The organism is Planctomycetia bacterium (assembly GCA_034440135.1).
Classification (GTDB): Bacteria; Planctomycetota; Planctomycetia; order Pirellulales; family JALHLM01; genus JALHLM01.
Map to the genome: position 1 here is coordinate 1 of JAWXBP010000072.1, position 21,206 is coordinate 21,206.

Below are 21,206 nucleotides of genomic sequence, written 5' to 3' on the forward strand. Positions count from 1 at the left end.
CGCTCAGCTAGCGAGTTTGACGCGTCGGTCGACCGTATACCGGTCGTCAGACGTGTGGTATTCTCGAATTATGGGGAAAATGAAGCCTAGGGCGGTCGCGGGCGTTGACGAATATCGCCAAGCGTTGCGCGGAGCCGGGCTGCGCAGCACCGCCGCCCGAATTGCCGTGCTGGAGCATCTCAGTCAGGCGCGAGCACCGAGAAGCCACGCCGAGATCGCGGAGATCCTGGAACCGATGGGCTTCGATCGGGCCACCGCCTATCGCAACCTGATCGATTTGACCGAAGCCGGGTTGGTTTCGCGCACCGAACTGGGCGACCATGTCTGGCGCTTCGAGATGCGCCGACCCGGCCACGATCACGACAACGAGCACCCGCATTTCGTGTGCGTCGATTGCGGCGAGGTCTCCTGCCTCCCGGACGTGCAGGTGAATATTTCTCCGTCGCCCGGCACCAAGCGTTCAGGGATCAGCGACGTGACGGAAGTTCTCCTCCGCGGGCACTGCGGGCGCTGCTCGTAGAATTTCTGAAGGAACGGCCGAATCTCGAATCCGGCCGTGGCTGGCAACCGTAATTTTGGCGATAGCGCTGCGCCTTGAAAGGCGCTCCCGCCACTGGTTTGGCGAACTGCCCCCTCTATTCACCAGGAGTTGCCCCATGAAACGCATGATGTCGCTGGCGTGCGCCGTCGTAGCGTTGTTGACTTGGTCGACCCACGGCCAGGCCGCCATTGTGAAATATGAGGTGCTGCTCGACGGCCATCAGGAAGTCGACTCCAGCGGCAATCCGGACAAAGGCGATCTCGACGGCACCGGTTTCGCGCAACTGTGGGTCGATTCCGAAGCGCTGTCGATCGATTGGAACATCACTGCCGAAAACATCGAGTTCCCGCTGATCGGAGCCCACATCCACGAATCTCCGGCTGGCACAAATGGCTCGGTGAAGATCGATTTCGATGCACAGCTGACTGGCAGCGGAAAAGTTGATGCTGACCTGGCGAACCTGTTGGCCAACCCGACCGGGTTCTACGTCAACCTGCACAACAACTCCTTCACCGGCGGCGCGATTCGCGGGCAAATCGGCCAGCCTGTGCCGGAACCAACCTCGCTTGTCTTAGCTGGTTTAGGCTTCGTGGCGCTCGCGCTCTGGCGCAGGAAATAGCGATCCTGCGCTGTGACTACCTGCTGGTCACTTTCAGACCAACCACGGCGACGACCAGCAGGCCGAGGAAGAGAAACCGCAGCGCGTGGCGCGGCTCGTCGAACAGGAACATCCCGAGGATCGACGCGCCGAGCGCGCCGATGCCGACCCAGGCGACGTAGGCCGTGCCGATCGGAATCTCGCGCGTCGCGAGCGACAGCAGGACCATGCTTGTGGCAATGCCCGCGATCGTGAGCAGACTGGGGATCGGCCGGGTGAAGCCGTCGGTGAACTTGAGACCGACCGCCCAACCAGCCTCCAACAATCCGGCGATGATCAAGAGAATCCAGGCCATACCACGACACTCCTAAAGCAAGGAAGCTTGGGGAGCGTCGTCTTCGCATCACCGGGTACGGCGCATCTCGTCCGGGGCCGATGAGTTCGACCGCGAGAATCTTAGCGTACGAACGGTTCAGGTCAACCGCACGGCGTTTATTTTGCCGCAGCCTGCACTTGAGCGGTCTCTGTGACGAAACCCGGCGCGGCGATGAACGATGTCACTTGCGTGCCGTCGGCCGTGTTCCAAACGCGCACTTCGCCGTTGATCGATCCCGTCACGAGCCGATTCGCGGCCGGGTCAAACGCCGCCGATTGCAGCCGGTCGCTGTGGCCCGCATAGGTCCGCACCGCGGCGCGATCGTCGGCCTTGAACTGCCGCGCGTGCGAGTCGGAGGCCACGGTGAAAATCTGACCGCCGGCAGCCAGGATGCGTTGAATCTCCCCTCCGACAGCAACCTCGGCGGCGCGCACGCCGTCCGCGGCGTTCCAGAAATCCATCCTTCCGGCGCGCCCGCCGGCAATCACCTGAGCGCCGTCGGCGCTGAATGCCACGCCGTAAACCGCGTCGCCGTAGTTCGGGTACGTCGCCAGCGCATCGCCGGTCGCGACGTCGAACAACTTCGAGGTCTTATCTCGACTGCCCGAGGCGATCCGCGCTCCGTCGGGGCTAAAGGCAATCGCCGTCACCCAATCGGCGTGGTCCTCGATGGTCGTCGCTTCGCTCCAATCGGCGACTTGATACACACGGATCGCGCGATCCGCGCCGGACACGGCGAGTTTCGTGCCGTCCGGATTGAACGTCACGGCGAAGGCGGTGTCCGCGAAACGGCCGACTTCGCGCACCAGCGCGCCATCTGCCGGATTGTAGACACGCAGCTCTCCGGAAACGCCCGGCGCGCCGCCGGCAGCGGCCAACATCGCACCGTCGGCGGAATAGGCCAGGCCCAGCGTGCGCTCGGCGACATTCGGGATCCGTCGTAACAGTTTGCCGTCCGCCGCGTTCCAGATCGTGATTTCATGGTAGCCGCTGGCTGCGACTTCCTGACCATTGGGAGAGATGGCCACGGCGGTAATCGGCAAGGCAAAGCGATACGCTTCCGGTGGCGCGGCGTGCGTCACTTGGGGTAGATACGATTGCAGCGCGGCCTTGGCGTCGGGCCCATCGAACTTCGCCCCTTCCTCGATCCAGCGCCGAATCAGCGCCCGCTGCTCGGCCGGCAGCGCCTCGGCTTCCTTCGGCATGCGCGCGTCTGCGTCATCGCTTTCGATCAATTCCAGTAAGTAGCTCGCGTCGGGATCGCCAGCTGTCAAAGGATCGGATTCCGTCTCGCCGGGCGAGAGCATCGCGGTGAAGGAGTTCACTCGATATCCCGCCTTCGCCTCGGCCCCGCCGTGACAGCCGGCGCACCGCGCGGCCAGAATCGGCGCAATCTCATTCTTAAACGAGACGTCGGCCGCGAAGGACGGCGAAACCCAGAGCGCCGCAACGGGAATCAAGCAAAGGAAGTGGCGCATGGAATCGGAATGGCAGTGGGGGGAGTAGGTGAAGTAGTTGGTAGGTAAAGTAGTTGGTAGAAGGCCGAGTGAAAACTACTCCACCTACTACCTACTCCACCTACTTCCTAGTGCTGAAATAAAAACTCATTCGCGTTGATCACCGCCCAACAAAGATCTTCCAGAGCGGCAAGGCGATCTCCACTGGCGGCGATGTGCCGGTCGGCGACGGCCAATTCCTGTTCGCTGGGCGGACGACTGAACGCGGACAGATACAACTCGGTGACGATGGCGCGATCGCTCTTGCCAGCGGCCACGAGGGTCCGGAAACGATTGTGCTCGTCCTTCAACTTCGCGTGGACCAACGGGCCGTTAATGAGTTGCAATGCCTGCGAGAGATTCGAATCGGCGCCGCGCTCGCATTGGCAGGCGGTCTCTCGGGCGGGCTGGCCAAAGGTTTTCAGGAACGGATGATCGACGTCCGGGCTGGGCAATTGCGTAGCGCGGATGCCAGCGGGCAACCCAGGGTATTTTTCCGGTACGCCGGTTACCTGGCAGATGGCGTCGAGCAATTGCTCCGCGGTTTGCAGGCGCGTCGCGGTGTGGGACGAGTACTTCACGTCTTGCGCGTTGAAAGAGTTCGTCCGCGAGCTGAGTTGGTACGTGCGGCTGTTGAGAATCGTCCGCAGCGTGTGCTTCCAGTCGAAACCGTGGGCGGCGAAATCCTCGGCCAGCGCATCCAGCAGCGGTGCGTTGGCCGGCGGATTCGAGTCGCGGAAATCGTCGACCGGCTCCACGATGCCGCGCCCCATCAGGTGTCCCCAGATGCGATTCACCGCCACGCGGGCAAAGAACGGATTCTCTGGGCGCGTCAACCATTCGGCGAACGCCTGGCGGCGATCCTCGTCGTCCGGCACTTGCGCGTCGCCGACGAGCGGCAACCACGGCGGCATCTGCTTGCCGGTCCGCGGCTGCACGATCTCACCGCTGCGCGAAGCGAAGACCACCAACTCGTCCGGCACGGAACCGGACTTGCGCGCGACGCGATGAAAGAACGCGCCGATGCCGTAGTAGTTGTCCTGCGTCCACCGCTCGAACGGATGGTTGTGGCACTTGGCGCATTGGATACGCACGCCCAAGAAAACTTGCGAAGTGGTTTCAGTGCATTCGTTGGTGTCCGTCGCCGTGCGATAGTAATTCGCAGCAGGGTTGGCGAATGTGCTGCCGGACGCAGTCAGCAACTCGCGGGCGAATTCATCGTACGGCATGTTCCGCGCGACGGCGCTCACGAGCCAATGATGGAACTTGTGTACGCCCGCCTGGGAAACTCGCTTGTTGCCGAGCTTGAGCAGGTCTCCCCATTTCAGTGCCCAGAACTGCGAGTATTCTGGACGCTCCAGGAGCGCGTCGATCAAGTGGCTGCGCTTCCAAGGATTGGGATCGGACAAGAACGCGCGGGTTTCCTCCGGCGTGGGCAATTCGCCGACCACGTCCAGATGGGCGCGGCGGATGAACTCGTCGTCGGTGCAAAGATCGGACGGCAGAATCTGCATCAGGCGCAGCTTGTCGAACACATGCTGGTCGACAAAGTTGTTTTCCTTGGGATCGTTCCAGGCGAAGCCTTCCACGTCCCGCAGGAACGTCATCCGCGACGTTTCCATGTGCTCCAAATAGCGAACGAGAATCGCCGCTTCGCCGCGATCCTTGGCTTGCACCTGGCCGCGGACGTCGGCCGAAGCCACCGCTTCGTCGGAGCTGGAATACACGGCCACGTCGGTGATATCGCGGACCGAGCCATCCGAAAAATGGGCCAGCGCGATGATTTGTTGCGTCGTCGCCGGATAGTGCAGCGTGCGGGCGGGCGGATAGACTTCGATTCGCACGCAGCGCGGGCGTTCTGGAGTATCGACGCGTCCGCCTTCGGCAATCCAATCATGCAGCAACGCATAGGCCGGATCGCTTGGCTGAAGCTTTTGCCCGCCGCCATGCGTGACGGCCATCGTCGGTTTTTGCAGGACGAGGCTATTCGACGGTTCCAGCAGATTCACGCGACGCTGATGATCTTCCTGCGTCAATGTGTAGATATCGAGCGCCGCGTCGTAGGCTCGCAGGGACAGCCGAAAGCCCCCCTTGCCGCTGGGAGATCCATGGCAAGCGCCGGAGTTGCAGCCTTGCTTGGAGAGCGCGACTAAGGCGCCGTATTGAAAAGAAACTGGCTCCCGGGCGGCCTGCCCCAGCACCTCGACGGGAACCAGTGTTTCTTGGCCATTGACGGTAACTCGGATATCCGCGACGCCATCCGCAACCGGACGGACGATGCCCTGATCAATCGTCGCAATCGCGGGGTTCGTGGATTCGAACGTGGCGACGTCCGTGAGATCGCGCGTTTGTCCCGCGGCGTTCACGCCGGTGACCACGAGATGCATCGCACGCCGCGCGGATTCCAGCTTAATTTGTGGCGGAAAAACCTCAATCCGCGCCACGTCGTCCAGCGTCGCCGCCGTTTCGTCGGCATGCGTCGTCGCCACGAGCGCCAGCGACAGCATGGCGCCGCAGCAGGCAATCGCAGTGACCTTCAGGACGGAACGCGTGCATCGTCGCATGTGGGCATCCTTCGATTCTGGCGGACAGGCCCGAAAACATTCGAGCAGGACGAAGCGGACGAACTATTCTGTTTTCGCAGCTACGGTGATCGTGATTGGCGTACGTGTGACAACCGCCTGGCCTTTGACTTCACTGGCGGCGATCAGCGCTACGCCGTCGAAGGCGCCGGCCGCAGCCTCGTCCGTGGCCGTTAACGGCAACTCGATTTCTTGCTGATCAGCGGCAACGGTTACCTCACCCGAAGATGTCACGCCTGGCGGCAAGTTGGTGAGCGAAACGCGCACCGGCGCGGCGTCGCCAAAGCGCGTGATCTGCACCTTCAAGGGAGACGATGCGCCAGCCGTCAACGGCGCGGCCTGTTCTCCACGGGCTTGCAACGGATCGACCACCTGGAACGGCACGTCGGCCAGCACAATTCTCTGCGGCTGATTGCGGAACGTGGCCTGACCCACGAGTTGCAGCGGATAGGGCGTATCACTCAGCAGCGCGGGTCCGGTGAGCACGACGGCAACCTCGCTCTGTCCCTTTTCCAGCGGCTTGATATCGGCGGTCACGCCCGGCGGCAGCCCTTCCAACGATAACGCGATGCCATCCTCGAATCCGTTCAGCCGCTCGCTCTTGATCGTGAACGTGCTCGCGCCGACCAAGCGCGGGAAGGCGATGCTTTCGCGGTCGAGCGCGAGTTTGAAAAAGTCGGGAAACACCGGCCCGACGCCCAAGCCCAGCACGCCGTTGAGCGCCGCGGGCGGATAGGCCAGTCCATTAAAGGCGGCGGTCAGCAGCGGCCGCGTCTGCGCGACGACGGCCAGCGCCTTACCGCCCAGTTCCGCGCGGCCCACGATCTGCGCCGGCGTAAACCGGCCCGGTTCGATGGACGGGGGCAGTGTGATTTGCAAATTTGTTTCGTTCTGACCCTCAGCGATCACGTTACCGGCAAGCTGCACGCCATCCCCGAGACCTTCAAGCGCTAGCGTGATCGGACCGTTGTATTCCTTGCGCGCGGACGTGACCTTCGTGACCAGCACTCCGCCGCGCGGGACATCCCATTTATCGGCTTCGGCCGTCAGCGTGAAGCCGGGCTCGAACGGAATGACTTCCACGCGGTACGTAAACTCCGGCCCAGCGCGACGATAGAGCTCGTCAACGACGATGCGATAGTCGCCATCCGCCGGCGACTGAAATTCCAATTCCCGATCGCCGCCACCGGAGTTTTCCAGTTCCGCGATCGTCCCGCCGTCGGCGTTCAGAATCCGCACCGATAAATCGGCGGGCGAGCCGAGACTCCGCGTTTGGAGCCTTAAGGTGTAGCGCGTTCCGGCGGCGGCATGAAACATGAACCGGTCGCGATCGCGCGCGGAATTCATGCGGCCGTTGATCGCGCCGGGCAATGCCACCGCGTTCGAAGCGTCGAGCGCATCGTTCGGCTCGGTCTCGACGAACTCATCCCAATCGCTCGACGCCACCATGACAGCCGTCGAACCGGCGCCGTCCGGAAGCTTCACGCCCATCGGCACGGCGGAGTTGGAACAATCGGCCGCGAGCGCCAAGGTCATTGGGCCCATCCCGGCGATGGAATTCCCGGCTGCTTCGAGTTGCGATTCACGACCTTTGCGAGCGGCGAGCGGAAACGTGGTCGACACCAGCGGGAAATTACCAATCCGCAAGCGGTAGCGATGCGCGTCGCCCCCTTGGTAGCGAATGTCGCGAATCTCCAGCGTGTAATCCCCTTCGGCCGGCACATCGAACGCGAACCGACAATCTGGACCCAGGCTGGGGTCGTCGTCGGCGTAAACCAATTCGCGTCCCGCGGCATCTAAAAGTCGAACGACTGGATCGAGCGCGAAGCCAAGCCGTCGCGCCACGGCTTCGACGGTGATCCGGGCGCCAGCTGTCGCATGGATGCGATAGTAGTCCGATTGTTCCGCGTCGATCTTGCCATCCACGGCGATGGGGAACGAGAGCGTTTGCGCGACGTCAAAGGTATTGTTCTGATTGTTCTCGGCGACGCTCGGCAAATCATCGACCATGATCAGCCGCAGGTTGGAAATCCCCTCGGTGGTCCCGATTCGTAGGCCCGCGATTCCGACCGGCGTTTCCGGCGGGACGTCCAAGCGGTACGAAACTTGCGCAGGTTGCGTGCCATTCTCCGCGACGTCGGGCGTTAGCGTCTGCGTAGCCGCGAAGCTCGTCCAAACCCCAGTGCTGCCGGCGAGTGCGCCGCCGTGGAGCGTGACATCGGTCGTGACGCCCGGCTGGACCGCCAGCGGCATCGTGTGCGTCAGCGTCGGCGGATCGCCGAACGCCGCCCCGCACACGAGCGATAAGCCGACGATAGCGCAGCAGAAAGGGCGCGCGAGGCTCATCAGGCACTCCGATCGAAAAACGGTCAGGGCGGGCGCGAAAAAACGACGGAACAGTCAGGTAGGCGTTCAGGCGGGTGGGAGAAGTTGTCGCCCGGCGACAATCGTTCGTCTCTCGGCAGCTGTTCCGCAAACTCAGCCAAGGGACGCCGACGGGCGAAATCTCCTCCAGGTAGCCCTGACGGTAACCGTGATATCAACGAAAGTCAATGCAATGCCCCCTCTGGAGGGTTGTTCGGCGGGCCGCGGCCGTTAAGCAATAAGCCCAGGGAAGGCCTCGGAGACTTCTCTATCACCAACGACATCGGTGGCCTTCCCTGGGCTTGGCGAAATCGGTGTCAATTCCAAGGTTCCCCCACGAACTCGACTTAACGCCGGCTGACGGACATAATCGAAGGGCGTGGCGTCGAGATCCGCTCAGCCGCGTGTTTTGATCCTCACGATGGATGAACGCGTGATGCGAAAACTGCAGACTGGCGCAGTGTTCTGTTGGGTGTTACTCGGCGCTGGGTGCGCGCCAGTAATGGCCTGGGCAGCCGACGAGATCGATCGCGCCGCGCTGGAACAGGCGTTCACCGGCGACATCGCCCCAATTCTGGAACGGCACTGCGCGGATTGCCACAACGCCGACGCCCCGGAACACGAGTTGGACCTCTCCAGCCTGGCCGGCGCGTTGAAAGGAGGCGTCTCCGGGCCGGCCGTCGCTCCGGGCCGCGCCGCCGAGAGTATGGTGCATCGCTTCGTCCAGCTGGACGGCGACCCGCACATGCCGCCCGAAGGACAATTGAATGCGACCGAAATCGCCACGCTCGCCAAATGGATCGACAGCCTGCCGGCGTCGCTCGCCTCGGCGGAAAAAAAAATCCGCGATGAAGATCGCGCTCATTGGTCCTATCTGCCCGTCGTGCGTCACGAGCCGCCCAGCGTTTCCAACCCCGACTGGGTGCGCAATGCGATCGACGCCTTCGTCTTGGCCGGTTTGGACCAAGCCGAACTAAGCCCGTCGCCGGAAGCGACGAAGTTAGCCCTCGTTCGCCGCGCCACGTTCGACTTGATCGGCCTGCCGCCGACGCCGGAGGAAGTGCAATCATTCCTAGCGGATGAATCGCCGGACGCCTACGAAAAACTGATCGATCGACTCCTGGCGAGCGAGCACTACGGCGAACGTTGGGGTCGGCACTGGCTGGATGTCGCGCGGTACGCCGACTCGGACGGCTTCGAGTTCGATATGGACCGGCCGCAGGCGTACAAGTATCGCGACTACGTGATTCGCTCCTTCAACGAAGACAAGCCCTACGATCGGTTCATCGAAGAACAGATCGCCGGCGATGAAATCGCGCCGGGCAATCAAGACGCGCTCATCGCTACGGCGTTCCTGCGAAACGGGCCGACGATCGACAACCAGAAGAACGAAAAGATTCGCCTCGACGAGTTGGACGACGTCGTCTCGACAACGAGCGCCGTCGTCATGGGGCTGACCGTCGGTTGCGCTCGCTGCCACGACCATAAGTACGACGCCATCCCGCAGCGCGACTATTACCGCATGCTGGCCGTGTTCAACAGCATGGAACGGGAGATGGTCGACGACGTGATGTGCGTTCAGGATATCGGCCGCAACCCGCGCGAGACGCACGTGTTGTTGCGCGGCGAGCCGCACATGAAAGGCGACGTCGTCGAGCCAGGCGTGTTGAGCGTGCTGGAAACGCTGCCGGTGCAATTCCCCGAATCGCCGGAACACGCCGCTTCGACGGGTCGACGCGCAACATTGGCGCATTGGCTTGCGCGGCCGGAGAACCCACTCACCGCGCGGGTGATGGCCAACCGCATCTGGCACTATCACTTCGGCCAAGGGCTGGTCCGCACGCCCAGCGACTATGGCGTGCGTGGCGAGCGCCCCACGCATCCGGAGTTACTTGATTGGCTGGCTAGCGAGTTCGTCGCCGGCGGCTGGCGCATGAAGCCGCTGCATCGGCAGATCATGCTCTCGAGCACGTATCGCCAGGCCTCCGTGCAGGACGTGGAAAAGTCCAAGCACGATCCGCAGAACGTTTGGTTGTGGCGCTTCCCGCTCAAGCGCAACGAAGCCGAGGTGATTCGCGACACGATTCTCTCCGTTGCGGGCACGCTCAACACGCAAATGTTCGGCCCCGGCGTCCATCCGCGGATCGACCCGAGCGTCATCGCCACGGGCTCGACGAGCAAATGGCCCGTCGTGGAAAAAGAAGGCCCCGAGCAATGGCGCCGCAGCGTGTACGTGTTCGTCAAACGCTCGGTGCTGGTGCCCATGCTCGAAGGCTTTGACGCCCCGAACGCGACCACGACCTGCGACCGTCGCTTAGTGACGACGGTGCCGACGCAGTCGCTGCAACTGATGAACAACGTCTTCGGTAACGACCAGGCGCTCTTGATGGCCCAGCGGCTGCGCCGCGAGGCCGGCGCGGAACTGCCAGCCCAAATCGACCGCGCCTACTGGCTCGCCTTCCAACGCCCCGTGACAGACGGGCAACGGGCCGCGGCCGTGGAATTCGTTCAAGCCGAGACCGAGCAGCACGTAGCTAGGCTAAAGGACGACGCCTCGGTTTACGAAGCCGACCGCGCGAACGTCGCGGCGGAACGAGCGCTGGCGGACTTTTGCCATGTGCTGCTCAATGCGAATGAGTTTGTGTATGTGGAGTAGCAAGTGGCCGAACAGGTTATGTTTCATTACACCGACGAGGCTGGTTTCAAGGCTATCTCGTCACAGATCGCCTGGACTTTCTTGGCCGGGCAGCCGCCGGGAGGGCGACCGATTGGCGCTTACTTTACTACGAAAAATCCGCAGTTTCCACGACTATTCAAGTTGGCCATACCGCGGTGGAAACGGGCGTACGTATTCGCTTTTGCCGACGTGAGTGATCTCAAGGGATTAAGTGGCGGACGCGGTGAGTACGTTTTTTATTCTCCAACCGACTACACTGTAGATGTGACGCGTCAACGATTTTGTGGGAGGGTCGAACTATGGAAATCGGCGGAACCGACGTGATCTTTGCCGTTCCAGCGGAATTGGACGCCTTGTCCATAACCGTTGAGCGCTCAGTGGCTCTTTGGCCGCAGTGCGTGGTCGTGGACGACGCAGATGGATTCATGCACCGCGGACAACACTTTCATTTAATGATGCGGCGAGATCGTGAAGAGCATCTTATCTTCCGCGACGTCAATGCTAAGACTTCCTGGGAAGATGAAGGCTGCACGGAAAGCAATGCTGCTGACATGCTGCAATTCATCTCACGCCCCGTAGCAGGTGACGCCGCACTACAAGAAGTCACTCTCGTCTACTTCAGCAATCGAGAGGCAATCCGCGAGTTGGTGGAAAACATCCGAGCAAATCTAACGTCGCAGCCCCAATCGCCGTCAATGCGAACACGCACGTAGAACAAATCGCCACAGTCGCCTTTCGCTCCGCGAAAGGGCGCTCTTTCGCGGAGCGAAAGGCGACCATGACGAGCGACTACTCAAACGCAACGCAATTCCAGCATTTTCATGTCAAACAATCAATCCAACTCCCAACGCTGCAACTGGGGCCAATGGCCCACGATCTGGAACCGGCGCAAATTCCTGCAAACCACCGGCGGCGGCTTTGCCTCGCTGGGCTTGCAATATTTGCTCGGTCGAGAGGGCAAGCTCGCGGCCGATGACCGCGCAGCGCTCAATCCCCTCGCGCCGCGGCCGCCGCATCATGCGCCGAAGGCGAAGAGCGTGATCTTTCTTTTTCTTTACGGCGGGCCGAGCCAGGTCGATACGTTCGATCCCAAGCCGGAACTCGAAACCTGGCACGGGCAGCCAATCCCGGTCTTCAAGGCCGAGGACGCCTTCTTCGGTGACACCAAGCCGACCGCGTTCAAAACGCCGTACACGTTCGCCAAGTATGGCGAGTCTGGCCTGACCGTCTCGAACATGTTTCCCGAGATCGCCAAGTGCGCCGACGATTTGTGCGTGATCCGTTCGATGTACTGCGAATCGAACAACCATGCCCCGGCGCTCTTCCAGATGAACACCGGGTTCCTGATTCCCGGGCGGCCCTCGATGGGTTCCTGGGTTACGTATGGGCTCGGCGCGGAGACCGATCGCCTGCCGGCGTTCGTCGTGATGTGGGATCATCGTGGCGGTCCGATCGGCGGCGCGCAGAATTGGTCGTCCGGCTTCCTGCCAGCCGCGTACCAGGCCACGCCGCTCCGGAGCCAGGGCGATCCGATCGTCGATCTCAAACCGCCGAGCAACATCTCGCCGGAACAACAGCTTGCGCGATTGAAGCTGCTCGCGAAGCTCAATGAAGAACATCTCGCTGAACATCCCGGCGAATTGGATTTGGCGGCGCGGATCGCCAGCTACGAGTTGGCGTATCGAATGCAAATGGCCGCGCCGGAAGTGATCGACATCGAGCAAGAGACCGCGGAAACGCACCAGCTTTACGGCATCGACCAGCCGGTCAGCTCGTATTTCGGCAAGCAATGCCTGATGGCCCGGCGAATGGTCGAGCAAGGCGTGCGGTTCATCCAGCTTTACTCCGGCGGCGGGCATCAACAAGAAAGCTGGGACGCCCACTTCGGCATCAAGGAGAACATGGACCTGCATTGCCCGGAGATCGACCGGCCCATCTACGGGCTGCTCACGGATCTCAAACAGCGCGGGCTACTCGATGAGACGCTCGTCATCTGGGGCGGCGAGTTCGGTCGCATGCCGACGAACCAAGGCTCGGTGGGCCGGGACCACAACCCGCGCGGCTTCACGATGTGGCTGGCCGGCGGCGGCGTGAAAGGCGGCATGACCTACGGCGCCACGGACGAATTCGGCTACGCGGCCGTCGAAAACCGCGTCTCATTGCCGGACCTGCACGCGACGTGCCTGCACCTGCTGGGCCTCGATCATCTCCGCCTCACCTACCGCCACATGAGCCGCGACATGCGTTTGACGGATGTGAGCGGGACGGTATTGCATGAGTTGCTGGCGTAGTCATGACTAAACCATTTCTTAAAGGCGCAATTCCTGCGTTGGCGGAGGAATTGCGAACTCTGCTTGTCGAGGAAGGAGAACCCGAACTCGCGGAGCAGGTGCCGCAGCTACAGATTGTTGACCGTTGCAGGTGCGGGTGTACTTCTTGCGCGACGATCTATACTGTGCTTCGTCCGACAAATGGTTGGAAAGAGCCGCACCGGAACGTCATGCTCTCTTGTTGCACGGGATATCTCATCCTCGATGTTGTGGAAGGAAACATTGTGTGCATCGAAGTGCTCGACAGGGATGACTATCGTCGGAAGCTGGATGAGGTGCTACCCTTAGCAGCCTCGTCTTCTTGAGTCGCCATCTTCTCGATTTCTAGTTCGACCACGTGCAAAGAATCCTCATCACCGGCGGCGCCGGGTTTATTGGCAGTCACTTGGCCCAGGCGCTCGTCGCTCGGGGTGATCGCGTCACCGCCGTGGATGACGAATCGACCGGCTCGGCCAGCAATCTCGCACCGCTCTTGGGGAATCCAACCTTCACCTACCATCGCGGGACGCTCGCCGATCGCGAGTTGACTCGACGCCTCGTGGCCGATGTCGACGAGGTTTATCACCTGGCCGCGGCGGTCGGCGTGCAACTCATCGCCAGCAGCCCGATTCATACGATCGAGGCCAACGTCTATCTGACGGAGATTTTGCTCGCGGAGCTGCGCCGGCGGCAGGAAGCCGGGGCGAAGGTCAAACTCTTCCTCGCCAGTACCAGCGAGGTTTACGGTAAAAATCCCAAGCCGGAGTGGAATGAGGAAGACGACCTGGTGTTCGGCCCCACGACCCGGGCTCGATGGTCGTACGGCGTCTCGAAGGCGATCGACGAGTTCCTGGCGCTCGCCTATTTTCGGCAACACGGCCTACCGGTCGTCGTGGCGCGGTTTTTCAACGTCGTCGGCCCGCGCCAGACGGGACAATACGGCATGGTGCTTCCGCGACTCGTCGACGCCGCGCTCGCCGGCGGGCCGCTGATCGTCCACGACGACGGCCGGCAAACCCGTTGCTTCGCGCACGTGCGCGACGTCGTGCAAATGGTCTTGGCCTTAATGCGGGAACCCCGCGCCGTCGGCGAAGTGTTCAACTTGGGCAGCGACCAGCCGATCAGCATTCTGGATTTGGCGGAACGCGTGCGAGCAATCGCCAACCCGGCGGCCGGCATCGCGTTCCAAAGCTACGCGGAAGCATTTCCGGCGGATTTTGAGGACGTCCGCGCACGGGTTCCGTGCCTCGACAAACTGCGCGGCGTGATTGGCCAACTCCCGGCGACGCCGCTCGACGAGATCATCCGCGAAGTCGTGGCGTCGAAGCGCTAAAGCGTCGTGCCTCGGTAGCGGAGAGAACGACGCGTGCGCAACGACGGCGCGCGGCTTGGCAACGCCTTCTCCCCGAGGTCAAAGTCCTCGGCTACAGACGAGTGATCGAATCGACGCAAACGAATTACACGTCAATCGCCGGTTGGCCGACGTAGAGCTGCAGCACCTGGCTTTGGACTTTGATCGCGCGGATCAAGACCCAGACTTGTTCCGGGGAGAATTTCTCCGGATCGGAACTGGCGAGGGTTTCCAGCTCTTCGGTCATGGCCGCATGTTGATCCGTCGCGGCTTGGAGACGGAGGCCCATCTCCTGCCAGGCTTGCGTGAGGCGGCCGCTGTCGCCGAGGTCGTCCAAGTTGCCGACATGATTCGCGAGCAGCAGACAGAGCCGCGCCACGTCCCGGGGCAACGCGTCCGGTTGCAGGTTCTCAATGCAATTGGCCAGGTCCTGGCAAGTCAACATGATGTTCCCCTTCTCAGCGGTAATAAGCCCTACAAGTTCTTCGCGGCCGGCCGACCTGGGGTCAGGTCTGAGCCCGTTTAGATCTGTTCCGAAATCTCGCCGCCTGCCTGACGCACGGGTTTGGCATTGGACAAGAACTGCCGCGAACGCGGTCATTCCAATCCCGCTACGTCATCGGCCCTGGAAACTCCGACGCGGAAATCCGCGCTGTCGTTCCCGCCGATAAACAACTTTAGCTCAACTTCGCGCGTCGACCGAAAATTATATTCAAGGCGATCAAGACGTGACGCGCATAGCGATTGTAGAAGTTGTGCCCCCGCCGGGGTACGCGTTACTCAACAGGCGTTTAACGTACGGCGCGTAAGTCGCCGGTGGCGCAATCGGCAGAAGTCGCATGAACAGAATGGTTATTCTTCGCTCACCACTCAGAGGATGGGGGCGGACACTTGGGGTCACGACTAGCCGAATCTCCGAAATACTAGCCCGACGCGCAAGCGAGGGGGAGTCGACGTTGTCCATGAGTACACGCTGTACTCAATTCAAAGCCCGCTCCCCCTCGCTGGCGCGTCGGGTTAGTAGGAGATTGACCGATGGACCGTTTACTTCCGATCCGTCGCAATGGCCGTCACAGTCAGTACCGCCAGGAGGGCGATTTCGCCGGTCATGAGTTTGACGCCGTGCGCGTCGATGAAATCCATCAGCGCCGAACGCGCAGGTCCGGCCGAGGAATGCATCTCCACCGACCGCACATCGCGCAAGGCCAGCACGAAGTAGCAACACGCGGTGATGAAAAACGCCACGCCCACGACGAGCAGCAGGCCATAGGCCCAGTTGATATGCCGCAACGAGCTCGCGAAGTCCTTCACGTGATTCATCACACCGCCCGAAACGTGTCCATTTGCACGAACCAGCGCCACTATTTCAAAACATGCACACTAGCCCGACGCGCAAGCGAGGGGGAGTACACGCGGACCATCGATCGACGTCTACTCCCCCTCGCTGGCGCTAAGGGCTAGTGTGCCGAATTCTTGCCGACGTGCAACGGAGACCTACTGCGAGATCATCTCCTGCACCACGGTCACTTCACGAACTTGCCGCGAGTCCGGTTCGAAAACGCGAATCTTGATCTGAATAGCTTTCACTTCGGCATCGTACGGGGGCGGAGCTTCACGCTCCGAGGGGTCGTCGATGCCGCCAACGGCGACGAGTTGAGTATTGACGTTAGAATTGTCGAGACCGTCGGTCGCCGCGTCAGGTCCGCGCTCATCCCCTGAAGGCACTTGAACCGGCTTTACCGGGTTCAACCAACTATTCACTCGCCAATCGTAATATTGAGCTGGCCAGTGACGAGGTTGAACAAGAATCGGCCCTTGTGCAACTCCATCCTTCTCGTAGTGCGACGAACCAGTGTCGTAGACGCGTGCACGCAAGTCGGGGTCGGGGTCTGCCACGGACTGATCGGATGGAACGCCCCACAATGCTGACAACGGGTTGCCAGCGCGGTGAAATTGAGGATCTGGAAGATTGGGTTTCGTACCTGGTGGATTCGCTTCGTGAGGTGGAAACAGCAAATGCGCTTCAATGCTGTCGTTGGCGTTGAACAGTGTCCAGTTTGGATCAATTGCCCAGCCTAAATCGACAAATGCACCCGTTGAGATGGGCGCACTGTTGTTTACTCCGCTGAGGTAATCTCGCAAACACTGCACGAAGGCGGGATCACCCGGCCCGATTGTCGTGGAATCCGGTGGAGTACCGTCCTGCACACCGATGCGTCGTGGCCGCTGAAAAATTGGCGCGCCCGGATCCCAGACCTTGACATCAAAGCTGACGACGTTCGTTAAAATCACGTCGTCGGAAAAGCGCGAACCATTGTAAATCAATGGCGGCTGCGCCTGCCCCGGTGCGCCGGTGCCGGAGGTAAGGCCACCCGTGGCAGGATCAATTCCTTCCCACTGGCGAGGTTCCAGCCACGGGTCGAACTTCAATCTTGGACGGCTGTTGTCATTGGTCGGGAAACGCACGACTGGTTGACGATCAAATAGGTTCTTGTTTCGATGGACGGGCACGCCTCTTGGAAGTACCACACCCGCCGATGTATGCACTGACGATTCGCCGGGAACGCCGTACGAATCAAAATTCGTCGAATTCGCCGGCAGCCACGCGTAAAAAGGAAGCGGCCACCTGGGATCGGAACACTCACGAAGCGTCGGTAATCTCAGGGCGCCCCACATCCTGGCATCGTGCGGCCAATTCGTTGTCAATCCGGCTGGCGACATGATCAAGGGCGGATGGCCATATCGATTCTCTCGCTTAGTCAAATCTCCCAAACTGTTCGCGACGAGCCGGGGATAGCCCACTGGTTGCGACGTATCGGGGAATGCTTGAGGATCATATTGGCCGCCAGTCTGGCGGACTGAAACATCACTCATCTCGTAATAGCTGTGATTCGCATCGCCCCAAACGCCGTTGTTGGTGAAGATGCTGGCGTCGTAGGTTGGGTCGACCAGCAACACGCGCCGATAAAGCGTGCGCCCGCGCAAGAACCAAGAAACTTCGGCGACGTTCGACTGCGTCTCAACGAGTTGAATTCTTCCACCTGGCCTGAGGATTGGCCCACGCCCGGTGAAGGGCGTGTCCTCCGACCGCGTCGTGAATTGCAGGATATCATCGTTGTCGCCAACGGTTGTGTCGGAACCGAATAACAAGCCCTTGTTGTTGGCCTCATCGATGTCCGATTGCGTCGGCAACGGCTTTCCAACCTCGGACGAAAACTCTGGAGGCGCTCCGTACACAACGGGAACGGTGTCCGCCGGTCCGCAAGGCCCGACCGGGCCTTCAATAATCTCCAGGTACCCCAAACCGTTCGCCGGATCGAGCGGCGGCGCCCCGCGGGCCGTTAGGCCGGCGAGGTCATTCTGGAGCGTGAACTGCGTGGCGCGCAGCGATTCGCTCATTTCGATCGTGGCGCGCGCGTCCGAGATGTTGTTGCTGACGAGCACGAAGATGCCGGCTACCGTGCTCATGAGCAGGAGCGTCAGGCCCGTCGCGACCAGGACTTCGATCAGGGTGAATGCGTGCCGAACGCGCCGCGGACGAGTGCCTCTTCTCGCACCCAGCGCGGAGACAGCCCAAGACATGGCGAATCTCCTCAGAATAGCTGGCGCCGCCCGCTTGCCCGCGGGAGCGTTCCGTTACCTCGCGAGGAATCGCCGCCAGAAAACCGGGCCCAGGCGCGCAACATCCCCGCAACTTCTATTGCAACGAGGAGTTAGGGCCTTGTCAACGGTTTGAGGGGGAGTTTGAAGTTTTCAGTGTTCAGTTTTCAGTCGAAGAGCGACCGACCTGAACGTGTTGTAGCACGGTCTCCCGACCGTGCTACCGGGCCCGACCGAAGGTCTCCAGATCGGCACTCCATTGCGCCAAAGATGGCACGGTCGGGAGACCGTGCCATAACAAAGGGAAACAGTGCCATAACACCTTCTCCCCCAATTCTCCGTGACTCCGTGCTCTCCGTGGTGAACCCCCGGAGTGGACTACGCCGCCCGATTGCGGACTTTATGCCACCAGAGTTTCCAGGTCGGCAGCTTGAGCTGCCGGGGGAGGCGGCCCGCATCGCCGCAGACCAGGGGGTGCGTGTCGAGTTGCAACTTGGCCAGGACGTGCTGCATCCGTGGGTCGTCGGCGATCCGTTGCGGGGCGTCGCCCAGCGCCCGGGCGACATAGGCTCGGTGTTCGGCGGCCGGGCTCTTCGATTGCTCATAGAGAGCACGGATGACTTCTTCTTCGGTGTGCGGGCCGCGGAACGACCAGCCTGGCAGTTGCGGAGGCGTCCGCCGGGTGGCAAGGTAATCGAGGCAGACGCTCGGCTGGACGTCGAACGAGGTCGCTCGCAGCAAGATCTTGGGGCCGATCAGGTGGTGCTCGAAGCCGAGCCGCTCCATCGCCCGCATCAGCTCGCTGGGACGGCGGTTGTAGAAATTGAGCGTGTGGCCGTTGGATTCGTAGATCATAACGGGGGGCTCGCTGCCGCCGAGGAGCTTGCGCATGCCGTCGATGGCTTTGATTTCCGAGCCTTCCACGTCGAGCTTGATGAAATCGACGCGCTTGACGTTCAATTCGGCGAGCAAGTCGTCGACGGTCAGCGCGCGAACTTCGACGCTCTTCGCCTCGTTCTCGGCCGTGGCGACGTGGCCATAGGGGCCGTACGAGAAGAATTTCAAGACGCCGGGGCGATCACTGACCGCGGCATGCACCACCTGCATATTGCGGAAATGATTCCGCTTGACGCTGGCGCGGAGAAGTGACACGTTCTCCGGCGAGGCTTCGACCGCGATCACGCGGCAGCCGGCCGCGGCGGCGGCGAGCGAAAATGTGCCAAGGTGAGCGCCCAAATCGAGCACCGTTTGACCAGGCTTGATCAGCGAGAGCATCAACTCGAGAGGCTTATTCTCGAACACTTGGCCGCCGGCAAAATGCTGCGTAACGGCATCTTCCGCCTGGGCGTTAATGACGATGTCGAATTCAACGCCTTCGGCCACGCGCACATGATGGCAGGCCGTCGGGCAAGCGGGGGTTTGAGCGGTCATAGACTCCTCCATGAGTCAAGTGCCAATGCACTTCTGATGCCAAATGTCGGGCGTCCTTGCCCAGGTCGAATTCAGTTTTCACCACGGAGTCGAGGGGGCGAATCCTCTGGAATACGTCACGCCGCGAGTTTCGCGGCCTTATGCATGTGGTCGGCGTAGTGGCGGATGACTTCGTCCGGGCGGCCGACCATGCGGATCGTGCCGTGATCGAGCCAAATGACGTGGTTGCACAGGTTGCTGATCGATTTCAGGTCGTGGCTGACCATCACGATCACCTTGGCTTTTTCCATCATCCCGTACATCCGCGCGCGCGCTTTGTCCTGAAATGCCAGATCGCCGGCGCTCAACACTTCGTCCACAAGCAGCACTTCGGGCTCGATCGACGTGGAAATCGAAAACGCCAGGCGGAGCAACATGCCGGAGGAGTAGTATCGCACGGGCATGTCGAGGAACTCGCCTAGCTCGCTGAACTCGGCGATCGATTCAATCTTGCTGCGCACCGTTTTCGGCGTGGCCCCTTGCAGGTAGCTGCGAAAGGCGATGTTTTCCCAACCGTTGGCTTCCATCTCGAAGCCGAGGGTCAATTCGAACAGCGAGCTGATCTGACCTTCGACGATTCTCGTGCCGGAGGTCGGAGGATAAATCCCGGCCAGCATTTTGAGCAGCGTGCTTTTGCCGGCGCCGTTGTGGCCGATCACGCCGACGCGGTCCCCTTCGTGGGCTTCCAGTTGAATGTTGCGGAGCGCGCGCACTTCGGTGATCGGGTTGCGCGACTTCCGAAACATCTGGCGCACGACGAATTCCTTGAACGGCACGCGCCCGCATTGCCGCAGGTGAAACGTGAGGGAGACGTTATCTAAGTGGACGCGCGACATGCTGGGATTCGAATCAAGGTGAGGCGGAAGGCGATCAGTGTTGCTTGGGCCTAGGCTGCTTTCTGGGAGGACTCGTGGGATTTTAGACGCCGCGCCCAGTGCCCCAGCCGCGGATAACGACGCACCAGGCCGCGGAGCCTCGCGGCTACCGGGGCTAAGGGCGACAACGGCTGCAAGCGCAGGACTTCGGCGGTCAGTCGCTGGATGGCTTCGTGCTGCAATTGCATGACGGCCACCTGCTCCTCAATTCTTCGCTGGCATGTCGCACCGATGGCTTCGACCTGGGCAATATGTTCGTAGAGAATGTAGTCGTCGAAGACATTCGGGGGAACGTCAAAATGATGTTGAAGTGCGGCGTCTTCGGAGCGCAGGTAAAAGCGGTTGAGTCCGTCGAAATAGGCGAAGCGGTAATCCGCGTCGAGGAGCAGGTGCTCCCACTCAGAGTGCGTAGTCTCGGTGCGGTGCGGCCGGGTGGCCTCGATGAGAACGACCCTGGGACGGAAACGTCGCCAGTCGGCGCCGTTGAGCACCTGCCGCTCGTAGCCTTCGACGTCGATCGACATGAAATCGATCTGGCCGACGCCGTGGGCCTCGCAAATGCCTTTCAGCGTCCGAATCGGCACGCGGCGGACGTTGAACTCGAAGCCGAAACGAGCGCGATGATCTTCGGCCTCATGGCGCACGAACGTGGATAAGGCCGGCGAACTGGGAAACTCGTAGAACGTCTCCTCCCCGTCGCGGTCGGCCACGGCGACGTTCAGATTGACGTCGCGCGGACGATCTTGCGCCAATAGCGGAAACTTCTCGTTCGGCTCGACGTTGATGCCGTGCCAGCCGAGTTCCGAGAAGTACTTCGTGACGGAACAGTTCTTAGGGTCGTTCGCGCCGACGTCGATATAGAATCCGTGCTGACGCCGCCCGAAGATGCGGGCAAGCAGCACGTCTTCGCGATTCTGAGCGTACGAGATCATCGGCATGGCGCGGTCCCAGTGCGGTTATCGCAGGC

General features: G+C 61.4%; 16 protein-coding genes and 1 riboswitch. Of the genes, 6 read left to right on the plus strand and 10 right to left on the minus strand.

Features of this window, described 5'->3' with window-relative positions:
- Positions 1 to 79 precede the first annotated feature (79 nt).
- Together SGJ19_03925 and SGJ19_03930 are read left to right on the plus strand one after the other, a co-directional pair.
- On the plus strand, positions 80 to 520 hold the full coding sequence (locus SGJ19_03925) for a transcriptional repressor (protein MDZ4779382.1): 441 nt from the start codon (positions 80 to 82) through the stop codon (positions 518 to 520).
- 136 nt (positions 521 to 656) lie between these two features.
- Positions 657 to 1,160: a CHRD domain-containing protein gene (locus SGJ19_03930; GenBank protein MDZ4779383.1), complete on the plus strand. Its 504-nt coding sequence runs from the start codon at positions 657 to 659 to the stop codon at positions 1,158 to 1,160.
- 16 nt (positions 1,161 to 1,176) lie between these two features.
- Here the strand turns inward: SGJ19_03930 and SGJ19_03935 are convergent, their stop codons facing one another.
- The 4 genes from SGJ19_03935 to SGJ19_03950 form a co-directional block, all read right to left on the minus strand.
- Positions 1,177 to 1,494, minus strand: coding sequence for a multidrug efflux SMR transporter (locus SGJ19_03935; protein ID MDZ4779384.1), 318 nt, complete (start codon positions 1,492 to 1,494; stop codon positions 1,177 to 1,179).
- A gap of 31 nt (positions 1,495 to 1,525) precedes the next feature.
- A riboswitch (guanidine-III (ykkC-III) riboswitch) is annotated at positions 1,526 to 1,590 on the minus strand.
- Positions 1,591 to 1,631: 41 nt separating this feature from the next.
- Positions 1,632 to 2,993: a c-type cytochrome domain-containing protein gene (locus SGJ19_03940; GenBank protein ID MDZ4779385.1), complete on the minus strand. Its 1,362-nt coding sequence runs from the start codon at positions 2,991 to 2,993 to the stop codon at positions 1,632 to 1,634.
- Positions 2,994 to 3,100: 107 nt separating this feature from the next.
- The gene (locus SGJ19_03945) at positions 3,101 to 5,575 is read right to left on the minus strand and encodes a DUF1553 domain-containing protein (GenBank protein ID MDZ4779386.1); all 2,475 of its coding nucleotides are present in this window, start codon (positions 5,573 to 5,575) and stop codon (positions 3,101 to 3,103) included.
- Positions 5,576 to 5,638: 63 nt separating this feature from the next.
- Entirely contained in the window at positions 5,639 to 7,939 is a 2,301-nt protein-coding gene (locus SGJ19_03950; protein ID MDZ4779387.1) for a PPC domain-containing protein, read from the minus strand.
- A gap of 454 nt (positions 7,940 to 8,393) precedes the next feature.
- Here SGJ19_03950 and SGJ19_03955 point away from each other — a divergent pair, with 454 nt between their 5' ends.
- From SGJ19_03955 to SGJ19_03970, 4 genes are all read left to right on the plus strand, one after another.
- Positions 8,394 to 10,613, plus strand: coding sequence for a PSD1 and planctomycete cytochrome C domain-containing protein (locus SGJ19_03955; protein MDZ4779388.1), 2,220 nt, complete (start codon positions 8,394 to 8,396; stop codon positions 10,611 to 10,613).
- Positions 10,614 to 10,933: 320 nt separating this feature from the next.
- Positions 10,934 to 11,347: a hypothetical protein gene (locus tag SGJ19_03960; protein MDZ4779389.1), complete on the plus strand. Its 414-nt coding sequence runs from the start codon at positions 10,934 to 10,936 to the stop codon at positions 11,345 to 11,347.
- A 108-nt stretch (positions 11,348 to 11,455) separates the two neighbouring features.
- On the plus strand, positions 11,456 to 12,925 hold the full coding sequence (locus SGJ19_03965; GenBank protein ID MDZ4779390.1) for a DUF1501 domain-containing protein: 1,470 nt from the start codon (positions 11,456 to 11,458) through the stop codon (positions 12,923 to 12,925).
- Between the two features lie 376 nt (positions 12,926 to 13,301).
- Complete coding sequence (locus SGJ19_03970; GenBank protein MDZ4779391.1) at positions 13,302 to 14,276, plus strand: NAD-dependent epimerase/dehydratase family protein; 975 nt, start codon at positions 13,302 to 13,304, stop codon at positions 14,274 to 14,276.
- Positions 14,277 to 14,400: 124 nt separating this feature from the next.
- Here the strand turns inward: SGJ19_03970 and SGJ19_03975 are convergent, their stop codons facing one another.
- From SGJ19_03975 to SGJ19_04000, 6 genes are all read right to left on the minus strand, one after another.
- Positions 14,401 to 14,739 (minus strand): hypothetical protein, encoded by a 339-nt coding sequence (locus SGJ19_03975; protein MDZ4779392.1) that lies wholly within the window; start codon positions 14,737 to 14,739, stop codon positions 14,401 to 14,403.
- A gap of 599 nt (positions 14,740 to 15,338) precedes the next feature.
- Positions 15,339 to 15,614, minus strand: coding sequence for a hypothetical protein (locus tag SGJ19_03980; GenBank protein MDZ4779393.1), 276 nt, complete (start codon positions 15,612 to 15,614; stop codon positions 15,339 to 15,341).
- A gap of 174 nt (positions 15,615 to 15,788) precedes the next feature.
- Positions 15,789 to 17,252, minus strand: coding sequence for a hypothetical protein (locus SGJ19_03985; protein ID MDZ4779394.1), 1,464 nt, complete (start codon positions 17,250 to 17,252; stop codon positions 15,789 to 15,791).
- Positions 17,253 to 18,272: 1,020 nt separating this feature from the next.
- A complete protein-coding gene (locus tag SGJ19_03990) occupies positions 18,273 to 19,325 on the minus strand; it encodes an FkbM family methyltransferase (GenBank protein MDZ4779395.1) in 1,053 nt (350 codons plus the stop codon).
- 116 nt (positions 19,326 to 19,441) lie between these two features.
- Complete coding sequence (locus tag SGJ19_03995) at positions 19,442 to 20,200, minus strand: ABC transporter ATP-binding protein (protein ID MDZ4779396.1); 759 nt, start codon at positions 20,198 to 20,200, stop codon at positions 19,442 to 19,444.
- Between the two features lie 50 nt (positions 20,201 to 20,250).
- Complete coding sequence (locus SGJ19_04000; protein MDZ4779397.1) at positions 20,251 to 21,177, minus strand: FkbM family methyltransferase; 927 nt, start codon at positions 21,175 to 21,177, stop codon at positions 20,251 to 20,253.
- Between the last annotated feature and the right edge of the window lie 29 nt (positions 21,178 to 21,206).